The sequence below is a fragment of the Viridibacillus sp. KH_047 genome (assembly GCF_057838945.1).
Window position 1 is genome coordinate 910,826 of record NZ_CM174479.1, and the last position, 13,566, is coordinate 924,391.

Genomic DNA, 13,566 nt, shown 5'->3' on the forward strand with positions numbered 1-13,566 from the left:
AGAAGGGGAGAATTATAAATGAATGAATTACAAGAAACAAAGCAGCAAGAGATGTTACATCCATTTTTCTCTATTTGGTTACATCCTAAAAAAACGGCCAGATATATACTTGATCATAAAGGATTAGGTTACGCTATTATGTTCATATTGCTCGGAGGAATGGCGTCTGTACTTTTCAGTGCTATGGATTCAGAATTACATTTAGATATTCCAACTTGGGGTATATTATTAATTTGTGTAATTGGTGGACCATTAATTGGTTTGTTTTCATCTGCTATTGGAGCAGGGGTTTTCTTTCTAATAGGAAAATTGTTTAAAGGGAAGGCAACTTACAAAGAGATGTTCAAAGTAATGGGGTTATCCTCGATTCCTCATATTTGGTTAGCACCCATTTTATTATTATGGATGGCATTCTCACCAGAAACTTTCTTTAGGATGGATAGCGATTATCTTGAAGTGAAGAACCTTTTAGTAACGCTAGTTTCAAGTCTAATCTCGTTTTGTATCACGATATGGTCTTTTGTTATTAACGTAGGGGTAGTTGCAGAGACGCATCGTTTTTCTAATTGGCGTGCATTTTTCACGATTTTCATTCCAGGCTTCGTTGTTTTTGTCATTTTGCTTATTATTGTTACGTTCTCATTTATGGGGTAAATGTAGAGCGTTGATTAGTAAATTAACCTAGTTCTTATCCATTTGAGGCTAATTGGACATCCGAAATTCTTTGGGTGTTCATTAGCCTCTTTTATATACTATTTTTTTTTCTGAAAGTTGCTTGAAAAAAGAATTAGTTTTTAGTTAGTGGAGAATATATAATAAAAAAACCTTGTACCCGTTAATATAGCGGGTACAAGGTTTTGGAAAGAACAAAGATTAACGAGAGTAGTACTCTACGATATAAGCTTCGTTGATTTCAGCTGATAATTCGCTGCGTTCTGGAAGACGTACAAAAGTACCTTCTTTTTTGTCTGCATCGAATGATAGGTATTCTGGTACGAAGTTGTTTACTTCGATTGCTTCATTAACAACATCAAGGTTTTGAGATTTTTCACGAAGAGAAATCACTTGACCTGGTTTTACGCGGAATGAAGGGATATCAACGCGTTTACCATCAACCAAAATGTGGCCGTGGTTTACTAATTGACGAGATCCACGACGAGTGCGTGAAAGACCTAAACGGTAAACTAAGTTATCAAGGCGAGTTTCAAGAAGGATCATGAAGTTTTCACCGTGGATACCTTGCATTTTACCAGCTTTGTCGAATAGAGTACGGAATTGACGTTCGTTCATACCATACATATGACGAAGTTTTTGTTTTTCTTGTAATTGTAAACCGTATTCTGATAATTTTTTACGTTGGTTAGGACCGTGTTGTCCTGGTGCGTAAGGGCGTTTTTCGATTTCTTTACCTGTGCCGCTTAGTGAAATACCAAGGCGACGAGACAGTTTCCATGATGGACCTGTATAACGAGACATAGAGAGTCTCCTCCTTTAATTGGTTTTATTTTGTTGTAAAATAAAAACCAGATGTATCCAGAATTATTGACATTTTATTTTCATGCAACTTCGCCCATGCAGCCAAAGGGTTACGTGTTACACCATCCATTTCTGGAGGAATAAAATGAAAGCAATAAAACCATACAACTGCTGCGTTTATTTTACACAAAGACCATTGTAACTTTTACATAGTAATGTGTCAAGGTAAATGAGAGATTGTAGAAAAGATAAAAAAAGTAGATAAAGGATAATTCAAGGAGTATTGATACGATTTCTTGATTTCAAGAAGTTTTTTCCAAAAGAACTATAGTTGAAAAGGCTTATTTTATGTATAATAGAATTAGACAAGATCATATATAGCATGTTTTGAAGGAAAAGGTGATTGCATGGCAGATTATCAACAAATAATGCAAAATATAAAATGTCAGATCCTAGACTTGTGGACGGATTTAATAGATGAAAAACTTAAAAGTAGTGAATATTTTGAACTATTAAAAGGGATCCTATTACAATACTTCGGTATTTCAAAAAGTGAATACTTACATTTAGACAAAGATATTTTCTACCCCGTCTCATTTGATGCAGAGCATGAGCATATACAAGGTATTCCGTGTACATTATTAGAGCCGTATCTTCATCAAGAGTATCCATTCCCAAGCGCATTTGTTGATATTTTGAAAGAGAAATATGATTTTGCCGATGATGTAATAGTTTTACGGGAAGTAAATCAGAAACCGTTTGGCATCATCATTGTGCAAGAAACAGGGGATTGGAAAGAGTTTGCGAAGACAAAGTATATTCATGATTTTGAAATGCTACTCGCGCGTGTTATTCAGATAATACAAAAAAATATTAGAGCCACATATGAACAAAAGATGAATATTGAATTAGTTAGAATGACGGGTATTTTCCATTCGTCTATGGATATTGATAGAATACTGAAAGCACTTCTTCATGGTGTCAAAAGTGCCCTACCGAAGTTTGAATCGAAACTTATTTTATCAAATGATCAAGATCGTCATCTAACTGTTGATACGCATACATTTGATTATATGTCTGAGCGTTCTTCAACTATAGAAGCCTTTGTTTCAGGAGATATGAAAATTGAGCAGGCAGCAGACATAGAATGGTGTGTATTAAATGCACCAATAAAGGGTCGTCAAGGAATTTATGGGGTGTTGCAAATTTTCGCACCGTTAAATTATGTTTTTGGTAAACAAGAGAAAGACCTTATTATGCACATAGCTGAAACATCAGGTAATGCATTAGAAAATGCAAAACTATATCATCAATCACATCGTTTAGTATCAGATCTCCAACTTATAAATGAAACGTCGCACCGTTTAAATATGAAATTGAATCAAGAAGAAATGTTATTGTTTCTTGCAAAACAGTTAACAAAATCGTTCAGTCCTGATGAAATTTGCTTTGTTTTAAAAGAAAATGATGCGTATCAAGTAACAACAGAGAGTACGGCTTTTTTCTTTGAAAATGAATCTAAGCCATATTTGAAATATGTCAGTGATCATTTTGATAAATCGACAGATCCATTATTTGTAGCAGATTTCAGCAACTTAATAGCTGATAAAGTCTCGCTTATGTCAATGATGGCTATACCTATTATTATTCGAGAAAAAGTACATGGTTTTAGTATCGTTCTACATAATAAACCGTATTTCTTTTCGTTTGATAGTTTTAAATTAATGCAATCTTTAATACGTCATTCATCATTGGCGATTTCGAATACAATTTTACGTGACCAACTTCAAGAAATGGTCGATCGAGATCATTTAACTAAATTATTTGCTAGAAAATATTTGGATCGATATGTTGAGATTTCGATGGATAAGGATGAAGGTGGTGTCTTTATTTTATTAGATATCGATGATTTTAAAATGATCAATGATACATATGGACACCAAAAAGGTGATGCAATTTTAGTAACGATAGCGCAACATTTGATAGACACGGTGCAGGGGCAAGGGATTTGTGCTAGATGGGGTGGCGAAGAAATTGCTATCTATTTACCAAACCAAACTGTATTGGCAGCAATTGATCTGGTTGATAAGATTGTTGCGTCTGTTCCTGATGTAACAACACCGTCTGTAACTGTATCTTCAGGTGTAGCTGCTTGGCAAAAAAATCTTAATCACAATTTTCATAGCGTTTTTCAAAATGCGGATATTGCATTATATGAAGCGAAAAATAATGGCAAAAATCAATTTCGTTTGTTTGAAATGGATGATGTCACAAATTAAGGTGTTAAAAAAGAGTTACGCCCAATACAATTGTGGGCGTAACTCTTTTGTTATATTTTAGAATGAAAGATGTTTCGTTAATACTTGTACAAAGTGTTCTATGCCTTTACGATCATCATCTGAAAAGCGATTTTGTATAGGGCTATCGATATCAAGTACACCAAAAAGTTTACCCTTAATGATGATTGGAACGACAATTTCTGATTGAGAAGCCGCATCACAAGCAATATGACCTGGAAATGCATGAACATTTTCAACGACGATTGTTTCTTGTTTCGCAGCTGCAGTACCACAAACTCCACGTCCAATTGCGATATGGACACAGGCAGGTAAACCTTGGAATGGTCCTAACAATAATTTTTCGTTTTTATGTAAGTAAAATCCACACCAGTTAATGGTGTCTAAAAATTGATTTAATAATGCTGAGGCATTGCTTAAATTAGCAATAGTATCTGTTTCGCCTTCTAATAAAGCATCTAATTGCTTCGCTAAGAGTGCATATTGTTCTGCTGAGTTGCCACTATAAGAGGATTGCGTAAACATTTTATCTCTCCATTCTAAATTATCTTAAAGGGAAAATTTTATCATAATGTTGATGTAAATCCGTAACTTGATGAGCATCAGAGCCAAAAACAAGTGGGATTTTTAGAGCGTCAGCAAGTTTAACATATTGTAATGGAGGATAAGGTTCTTTACAATCTTTTTTTGATAAGCCTGCTCCATTGACATCTAGTTCATAGTTCTTAAGGGCCATCAGTTGTAAAATCTCTTCAATTTGATTGTGGTCATCTATTTTTTGTTGATGTGCTAATTGGAATTTATGAACGAGTGTCGGGTGACCGATTCGTTTTGGTTTGAAAGGTCCTAAATCAGCAGAAATAGATTCTTTTACTGTTTCATAATATAGATTGTATACTTCCTTTACTGTTCCAACGGCTTCTGCAAATTCCAGGAAAGTCTCACTTGAATAGTCAATACATGTATAAGCATTGTTATATTTTAAAAAGTGAACTGATAAAATAGCATCGTCCAACTGCGGACCGATATCATTTAAAAAGTCTCTTGTTTGTCTTTCATAACCGGTAATAAAATCGACTTCTAAGCCAATGCGAATATGTATTTCTGAGGCATATTGTTTTTTTAATTCTTTTAACTTTTCTATGTATGGAAATAAATCTCCAGCTATCATACCGCTATCTTGCATAGGTGTTGGGTCAGTAAAGCCACTAGGGAGAGGTGCATGTTCTGTAAATGTAATGTCGGTAAATCCGAAAGTGATTGCTTTTTTTATGTATTTTTCAAAATCATCCTTCGTACCGTGAGGGCAAAAAGGTGAGTGAATGTGAGCATCTCGTTTCATGAAATATTCCTCCAACTTGTATAATATAGTGATATGGTAGATATTTTTTAAAAATACGTGTAAACGGTAAACAAATTCACCGAAAACATGGTAATATTAAGGTTAATTAATTGGCTGAAATAGTGATTTAGGAACAGGGGGTCTTACGATGCAGTATATCATTCCCGTTATAATCGTACTATGTATTATAGTAGCATTCATTTTCATTTTGCGTCGAAAACATAATAAAGAAATTCAGAGGTTGGATCAGAAAAAACTTCAAATTCAAAACAAACCCGTTTTGGAAGAGTTGACAAAAGTGAAAGCTCTGAACATGAATGGTCAAACAGAAGAGATGTTTGAGCGCTGGCGCAATAAATGGACGGAGCTTATGGACGTTGAAATGCCTAAAATCGACGTGCTATTATTTGATGCTGAAGAACTTGTGGATAAATTCCAGTTTGGCAAAGCGACTGACATTGAAAAAGAAATTGAATCACGTATTAATGAGTACGATCAAGAGATGATCCAAATTTTAAAAGAACTTGGTGAATTAATCGGTAGTGAAGAGAAAAACAGAATTGAAATTGAACAGCTGAAGGATCAGTATCGTTCAGCTAGAAAAACGTTGTTAGCTCATCAATATTCTTATGGTCCTGCTGCAGGTCCATTAGAAAAACGTTTGGAGACATTTAATCCGAAATTTGAAGAGTATGAAGTACTTACAGAATCAGGTAACTATTTACAAGCAAGAGAAATTGTTATTACTTTAGATGAAGAAGGGCAACAAATTTTCAAATTGATAAATGAAATTCCAGCGTTATTAACTGATATTCAACACAAGATTCCATCTCATATTCATGAACTGCGTAATGGTCAACGCGAAATGGAAGAGCAATCTTTCTTCTTAAAACATTTAGAACTGAATGGTAAGTTAGATGTAATGGAAGAAAGCATTGATGAATTTAAACAACAAATTGCTGATTTGAACATAATTTCAGTACAGCATCGAGTGAATGAAATCAAAGATGAAATCGATTCATTTTATGATGCGTTAGAAAAAGAAGTAATGGCTAAGCGATTTGTTGATGAAAACTTTGAGCAAATTGGTGCAAGATTAGAAAATGTTATTGTATCCATTGATGAAACAGCAAAAGAAGCAGAAGAAGTTCAAAAAGGATATCATTTATCTGAAAAAGACGCTGCACTTCCTTCAAATTGTAAACAACAATTGATGTCAGTTCGTCAGAGATATGAATTACTATCTATTCAAGTAAAAGAAGAGCAATCTGCCTATTCTAGCTTACAAGAGGAGTTAAAGGGCGTTAAAGAAGAAACAGAACGTTTATTTGAAGAGCAAGATCGATTTGCTGATCGTTTAAAGAGTTTAAGAATTGATGAAAACAAAGCAAGAGCTACACTTGGAAACCTCAAGCAGTTATTGCATGAAACAGATCGTATGTTAAATAAGGCGAATATTCCAGGGATTCCAGAAGAAATGGATGTCCGCTTGGAAGAAGCAGAAGAACAGTTATTTATAGTTGTTCAAAGTTTAAAGGAAGTTCCGTTAAATATGGTAGCCGTACATAAGAATTTGGATACCGCTGAAAAATGTATTCAAGATGTACATAATACAGCAACAGAAATGCTTGAAAACGTATTATTAATAGAAAGAATTATTCAATATGGTAACCGTTATCGTGCGTCTAATCCAACAATGCACCAACGATTATTAGAGGCTGAGCAGGCATTCCGGGAATTCCGCTATGCAAAAGCGTTAGAAAATGCTGCAACAGCGGTAGAAGCAGCCGAACCAGGTGCTATGAAAAAAATTCAAGTACTTGCCAAAGACGACAATTGACGTTCATAATAAGAGAAGCATAAAGCCACCGCACGGTAGAGTGCAGGTGGCTTTCTTTTGGAAGGAAGGTTACACAATTGATTTATCTTGATCATAGCGCGACGACAAAACCAGATTCAGCCGTATTGCAAACTTTCATACAAGCGAATGAGCGATATTACGCAAATCCGGCTTCCCTTCATCAAATGGGTACAGAAGCCAATACACTATTAATGAAAGCAAGAGAGCAAATCGCTCAAATTCTGAAAACAGAGCCTGAACATATAATTTTCACGTCAGGTGGAACAGAATCAAATAACTTTGCTATTAAAGGTCTTGCCAGAGCCAACCAACATCGTGGCAAGCATATTCTAATCTCCTCTATCGAACATCCATCTGTAATCGAAAGTGCTCGTCATTTAACAAATGAAGGCTTCGAGCTAGAATTTATTGAGGTTGATAAAAACGGAAGCGTTGTACTATCTGACCTGCAAAGCAAAATTCGTAAAGATACAGTGCTTGTTAGTATTATGCATGTAAATAATGAAATGGGTGCTATTCAACCGATTTTGGAAATTGCGAAGATAATCCGTGCAAATAGCCGTGCGTTTTTCCATGTGGATGCAGTACAAAGCATCGGAAAATTGCCGGTGCAATTTCAAGGAGATAATGGTCCAGATGCTTTAACTATCTCTGGTCATAAAATAAATGGCTTAAAAGGAACAGGCTTATTAGCCTTTTCTAAGCGCATTAAAATTCAACCGATACTACATGGTGGTGGACAAGAATTAGGTTACCGTAGTGGAACTGTTGCAGTACCTCAAAATGTTGCATTAGCAAAAGCCATGCGCCTAGCTGTGGAGCAAATGGCAGAGAATACAAAAAAATTTGAAAAGTGGCGCGAGGATTTACACGCATTTTTCAATAAATTTTATCATGTCCACATTATTTCAAATAATAATGGTGCATCACATATTATAAGTTGCAGTGTAAGAGGCTTAAAAGGTGAAGTTGTTGTCAATGCATTGCAAAGTGAAGGGTTTATCGTTTCAACATCTAGTGCGTGTTCCTCAAAAGATTCAAGTATTAGTCATGTTATAGAAGCTCTTCAAATAGAAGAAAGTTTCGAAAAAGGTGTTATTCGTATAAGTCTTGGCAATGGCGTAACAAATTCAGATATAGAACAATTTAAAGTAGTATTTGCGAAAATGATGAAACAATTAAAAGGAGAGACAATTCAACTATGAAATGGCATGAAATACTAATACGTTACGGTGAATTAACGACAAAAGGACGTAACCGAAAACAATTTATTACACGATTAAGAGAAAATTTACGCTTCTCATTTGCAGATATACCAGATATGAAAATTCGTGCAGAGCGAGATCGTATGTATATTAGCAGTGATAAAGACGATGATATGGATGAACTAATTAAACGATTACCAACAGTTTTTGGCATACATTCTTTTAGTCCAGTTGCAAAATGTGAACCGACTTTGGATGCAATGAAAGAACTTGCGATTAATATTATGAAGTCAATCGATACAGATGGTAAAACGTTCAAAGTAAATGCAAAACGTTCAGATAAAAGATTTCCATTAGACACTTATGAGTTACAACTTGAAATGGGTGGACATGTTTTAAGTAATATACCAAATTTACATGTTCAAATGAAAGAACCTGAAATCGAACTTCGTATTGAAGTACGTGAACATGCAGTATATATGATGGTAGAAGTCATTCCTGGTGCTGGTGGTTTACCAGTAGGTGCAAACGGAAAAGCATTGCTATTATTATCTGGAGGTATCGACAGTCCAGTTGCAGGCTATTATATGATGAAACGCGGAGTGCGAATTGAGGCAATTCATTTCTTTAGCCCACCATATACAAGTGATCGTTCACTTGAAAAAGTGAAAGATTTAGCCGAAAGAATGAGTCGCTTCGGCGCGAATGTACGTCTGCATATTATTCCATTTACTGAAATTCAACAAGTAATCCAACAACAAGTCCCAGAAAACGTAACTATGACTTCAACACGTCGTATGATGATGAAAATTTCAGATGCAGTACGAGAAGAAATCGGTGCAACTGCAATTGTAACTGGTGAGAACTTAGGGCAAGTAGCGAGCCAGACTTTAGAAAGCTTAGCTGCTATTAATGAAGTAACTTCAACGCCTATTTTACGTCCATTAATCACATACGATAAATTAGAAATTATCGATGTAGCAAGAAAGATTGACACATATGATATTTCAATACGTCCATATGAGGACTGCTGTACGGTATTTACACCAGCAAGTCCAAAAACAAAACCGAAATTAGAGAAAGTTGTGTATTATGAAAGCTTTACTGACTTTGATGAAATGATTAAAAAAGCGGTGCAAAACCGCGAAATTCATACATTCCCGAAACAGAAGCAAGATGAATTTGCAGATTTACTCTAATAGAAGAAAGAATTTCCTCTAATTTGCTCGTATGAAATCCCTCCTTCAGCGCATTCTATATTCACAAGGAGGTGATACACATGGCAAATTCAAATTCAAATCCACTTGAAGTAGCAGGTGCTAAACAAGCGATCGACCAAATGAAATACGAAATCGCACAAGAATTCGGAGTGCAACTTGGTCCAGACGCATCATCGCGTGCTAACGGTTCCGTTGGCGGAGAAATCACTAAGCGATTAGTGCAAATGGCTGAACAACAATTAAAAGGTTACAACAAATAATCAAAATGATTATGTAACCTAAAGGAGAAGCCGGTGGCAGATTTGTCATCGGCTTCTTTTTGTGATATTTTTATTACCTAGTACTAATACTTGATAATACATTCGAGTTGTGTAAAGTTTGAATTTTCTGTATAATAGAAATGTTCTTATTATGAGCAACTTAAGGGGGAATTTTTCATGAAACGCGAAGATTTACTTGCGCCAGAAGACTATAATTTAGTTGAGGAATTTGAAAAGTATATACATGATGAGACAAGAAAAGCCATTGTTTATGAAAATGAAAACGGTAATACAGATGAAATCACTTATGCTGGCTTAATAAAAAAGGCAAATAAAGTGGCGAATGTATTTACTAACCATGGCTTAAAAAAAGGTGATGTAATCCTTATTATGGTGCCTCGCTTAATCGAAGCATATGTTACTTATGTGGCTGCACTGAAAGCAGGATTAGTTGTCATTCCTAGTTCTGAAATGTTACGTGCAAAGGATATCGATTATCGCCTTGTACATAGTGAAGCTAAAGCCATCATTTCTTATGAGCCATATATTGAACAATTTGATGAAGTGAAACATTTAGAAGGCTTAAAACTTTTTGTTATTGGCAAAGCACATAAACCTTGGATTGAACTTATTCAAGAAGCAGAAACTACATCTGAACAATTTGAAATGGCACCGACAAAAAATACAGATATGGCGTTTTTATCATATACAAGTGGTACAACGGGGAACCCTAAAGGTGTTGTTCATACGCACGGTTGGGCTTATGCACATTTAAAAACAGCAGCAGCTCATTGGCTTGGTATTGAAGATGGTGATCTAGTATGGGCAACGGCAAGTCCTGGTTGGCAAAAATGGATTTGGAGCCCGTTTCTATCGGTATTGGGAAGTGGAGCTACTGGTTTTGTTTATAATGGCAAATTCGAAGCAACAAAATACCTGCAATTATTAGAAAAATATAAAGTAAATGCATTATGCTGTACGCCAACAGAATATCGTATTATGGCAAAAGTAGACGGTTTAGGAGAATATAATCTATCTGCATTACACAGTGCTGTTTCTGCAGGTGAACCGTTAAATCGTGAGGTAATAGATGTGTTTGCCAGAATATTTGCCTTAGAAGTTCGTGATGGCTATGGGCAAACAGAAAATACATTATTAGTTGGCACGATGAAAGGTATGGAAGCAAGACCAGGTTCAATGGGGAAACCAACACCAGGTAATATCGTTGATGTTGTTGATGAATATGGTAAACCATGCCAGGCTGGAGAAGTTGGTGATATCGCTGTGCATGTATCAACGCCTGCCCTTTTTAAAGAGTATTTAAAAGATCCGGAAAGAACGAGCATGCAATTCCGTGGTGATTATTACATTACAGGAGATCAAGCTAAAAAGGATGAAGATGGATACTTCTGGTTTGAAGGTCGTTCTGACGATATTATTATAAGTTCAGGATATACAATTGGACCATTTGAAGTAGAGGATGCTTTAGTAAAACACCCTGCAGTACAAGAATGCGCGGTGATTGCAAGTCCAGATGAGATTCGCGGTAATATCGTAAAAGCATTTGTCGTCCTAAAAAATAAAGAAGATAATGTTTCAACTACGCTTATTCAAGAGTTACAAGACCATGTGAAACAGCTAACAGCTCCTTATAAATATCCGAGAGCGATTGAGTTTATAGATGAATTACCGAAAACAACTTCGGGTAAAATCCGTCGTGTTGAATTAAGGAATCTAGAATTAAATAAAGCATAATGGTAGTAAAATAGAAGGTCTATAGTCACTGCGATATAGCAGAGGATTAGGCCTTCTTTTTTATGTTACGTTTACTTTCATACACTAAAGCCATATAATTATAGCGGTAATCTATAAATTGAATATAGAATGAGGTGTTACTATGCAGGAAGAAAAGAAAGGTATACTTTCTGCCCTAGGAGCTTATATAATATGGGGTATATTTCCACTTTATTGGAAAGGATTACAGCATGTTGCAAGCGAAGAGGTTTTAGCGGGACGAGTAATTTGGTCATTTATTTTAACGTTAATATTTGTGTGTATCATGAAGCAAGGAAAAATGTTATTAGTGGATTTGAAACAGTTATGGCAGCATCCAAAATCATTTTGGTTACTCGTTACTGCGGCTTATTTAATTTCACTCAATTGGTTTTTATACATATGGGCTGTTAATAATAATCATATAGTTGAGTCAAGCTTAGGTTACTATATGAATCCGTTAGTATCTGTCTTATTAGGGATATTCTTTTTAAAAGAAAAACTATCTAAAGCACAAGTCATGTCTTTCATATTTGCCGCAATTGGCGTTTTAATATTAGTTATTTCATACGGTCAGATTCCATGGCTGTCATTCGGTTTAGCATTGACATTTGGTGTGTATGGTTTACTGAAAAAGAAAGTACTAGTAGATGCTACAAGAGGACTAGTTTTAGAGACATTCTTTATATTACCTGTTGCCGTGGCATATTATGTTTATGTTTATTTCCACGGAAATATTTCATTTTTACATACTGATATGAAAACAGACGTACTTATTATAGGAACGGGTATCGTAACTGCCGTGCCATTAATATTATTTGCTACTGGAGCGCAGAAGATTCCATTATATTTAGTTGGATTTATCCAATATGTATCACCAACAATAATGTTATTTTTAGGTGTGATTGTTTATGGGGAATCATTTAGTGGAATAGATTTATTATCATTTTCATTCATTTGGGTTGCATTAATATTATTTTCAATTACTAAAATTATAGAAGTTAGAAAATCTAAAAATTAGTAATTTGGAAAAAAATCGAAACATTTAGCAGTTTGGTTCGTAAGTTAAAAGAAGGTAAAAGGAGGAAAAGAGAAGATGAATACAAAAAGGTGGATCGCTTTAGGAGCAGCTGCTTTATTATTAGTTGCTTCAATTGGTGTAAATACAGTATTAAAGATTGCAACGACGGATTTTACATCAAACTTCGATAACGTACTTAATATGTCTGGTGGCACTACATACAGTGAACTCCCAATCGAATCAGGTGACTTAAATAAACGAATTGCTGTTTTATCCGTAAACGGTACAATTCAAGATAATGGAGGTTCTGGTTCATTACTAGGTGGAGCTGCAAGCTATAACCATCAGTTTTTTATGAATCAATTAGAGTCGATTATAGATGATAAAACTGTTAAAGGTGTAGTTTTAAAAGTGAACTCACCAGGTGGTACTGTTATTGAATCGAAACAAATTTATGACAAGATTAAAGAACTTCAAGAGAAACGAAAAATTCCATTGTATGTATCTATGGGATCAATGGCTGCTTCAGGTGGTTATTATATTTCAGCACCAGCTGATAAAATCTTTTTAGATGAAGAGACGATGACCGGATCAATTGGTGTAATCATGCAAGGCTTAAATTACGGTAAATTAGCAGAAAAATACGGAATTGAATTTCAAACAATCAAAACAGGTAAGTACAAAGATATTATGAGTGCTACACGTGAAATGACGTCTGATGAGCGTGCTATGTTACAAGAAATGATTAATGATTCTTATGAACGTTTCGTTGATGTTATTGAAGATGGTCGTGGCATGAGTGAAAAAGATGTTAAGAAAGTTGCTGATGGTCGAGTTTTAAATGGTACACAGGCTATTAAAGCTGGCTTAGCTGATGAAATTGGCTATGCAGAAGATACGATTGAAGCGATGAAAAAGGATCATAAACTAGAAGGTGCTGAAGTTTTTGAATATGCTACTTCAGAAGATTGGACTTCACTATTCTCTGTGAAAATGAATAATCTATTTGGCGCTTCTGCTGAAACACAAGCAATTAGTAAAATTCTTTCTAACTACAATTCTGCACCGCGTATGATGTATATGTACGGTGATGAGTAAGGGGCGATGAAAA

The 13,566-nt window shown here is 35.2% G+C and carries 12 protein-coding genes; 9 read left to right on the plus strand and 3 right to left on the minus strand.

Going from position 1 to position 13,566, the window contains the following annotated elements:
* The first annotated feature begins 18 nt into the window (after positions 1-18).
* Positions 19-654, plus strand: coding sequence for a Yip1 family protein (locus tag AC3IS5_RS04625; RefSeq protein WP_489426754.1), 636 nt, complete (start codon positions 19-21; stop codon positions 652-654).
* Positions 655-873: 219 nt separating this feature from the next.
* Here the strand turns inward: AC3IS5_RS04625 and rpsD are convergent, their stop codons facing one another.
* Positions 874-1,476, minus strand: a complete 603-nt coding sequence (rpsD, locus tag AC3IS5_RS04630; protein WP_053416636.1) for a 30S ribosomal protein S4 — start codon at positions 1,474-1,476, stop codon at positions 874-876.
* Positions 1,477-1,883: 407 nt separating this feature from the next.
* Between rpsD and AC3IS5_RS04635 the strand changes: the two genes are divergently transcribed.
* Positions 1,884-3,755 (plus strand): sensor domain-containing diguanylate cyclase, encoded by a 1,872-nt coding sequence (locus AC3IS5_RS04635; RefSeq protein WP_489426755.1) that lies wholly within the window; start codon positions 1,884-1,886, stop codon positions 3,753-3,755.
* A gap of 57 nt (positions 3,756-3,812) precedes the next feature.
* On the opposite strand, the gene AC3IS5_RS04640 is transcribed toward AC3IS5_RS04635, so the two are convergent.
* Both AC3IS5_RS04640 and hisJ read right to left on the minus strand, forming a co-directional pair.
* Complete coding sequence (locus AC3IS5_RS04640) at positions 3,813-4,298, minus strand: GAF domain-containing protein (RefSeq protein ID WP_489426756.1); 486 nt, start codon at positions 4,296-4,298, stop codon at positions 3,813-3,815.
* 19 nt (positions 4,299-4,317) lie between these two features.
* Entirely contained in the window at positions 4,318-5,115 is a 798-nt protein-coding gene (gene hisJ / locus AC3IS5_RS04645) for a histidinol-phosphatase HisJ (protein WP_489426757.1), read from the minus strand.
* Between the two features lie 148 nt (positions 5,116-5,263).
* Between hisJ and ezrA the strand changes: the two genes are divergently transcribed.
* From ezrA to sppA, 7 genes are all read left to right on the plus strand, one after another.
* On the plus strand, positions 5,264-6,955 hold the full coding sequence (gene ezrA / locus AC3IS5_RS04650; RefSeq protein ID WP_489426758.1) for a septation ring formation regulator EzrA: 1,692 nt from the start codon (positions 5,264-5,266) through the stop codon (positions 6,953-6,955).
* Positions 6,956-7,032: 77 nt separating this feature from the next.
* Positions 7,033-8,181: a cysteine desulfurase family protein gene (locus AC3IS5_RS04655; protein WP_489426759.1), complete on the plus strand. Its 1,149-nt coding sequence runs from the start codon at positions 7,033-7,035 to the stop codon at positions 8,179-8,181.
* Entirely contained in the window at positions 8,178-9,380 is a 1,203-nt protein-coding gene (gene thiI, locus AC3IS5_RS04660; RefSeq protein WP_489426760.1) for a tRNA uracil 4-sulfurtransferase ThiI, read from the plus strand. The genes AC3IS5_RS04655 and thiI overlap by 4 nt, the downstream gene beginning before the upstream one ends.
* Before the next feature lie 80 nt (positions 9,381-9,460).
* A complete protein-coding gene (locus AC3IS5_RS04665) occupies positions 9,461-9,661 on the plus strand; it encodes an alpha/beta-type small acid-soluble spore protein (RefSeq protein WP_038187843.1) in 201 nt (66 codons plus the stop codon).
* A 177-nt stretch (positions 9,662-9,838) separates the two neighbouring features.
* Positions 9,839-11,416, plus strand: a complete 1,578-nt coding sequence (gene mbcS / locus AC3IS5_RS04670; protein ID WP_489426761.1) for an acyl-CoA synthetase MbcS — start codon at positions 9,839-9,841, stop codon at positions 11,414-11,416.
* Between the two features lie 142 nt (positions 11,417-11,558).
* Positions 11,559-12,455 (plus strand): EamA family transporter RarD, encoded by an 897-nt coding sequence (rarD, locus tag AC3IS5_RS04675; protein WP_489426762.1) that lies wholly within the window; start codon positions 11,559-11,561, stop codon positions 12,453-12,455.
* 75 nt (positions 12,456-12,530) lie between these two features.
* Positions 12,531-13,553: a signal peptide peptidase SppA gene (sppA, locus tag AC3IS5_RS04680; RefSeq protein WP_489426763.1), complete on the plus strand. Its 1,023-nt coding sequence runs from the start codon at positions 12,531-12,533 to the stop codon at positions 13,551-13,553.
* The last annotated feature ends 13 nt before the right edge of the window (positions 13,554-13,566 follow it).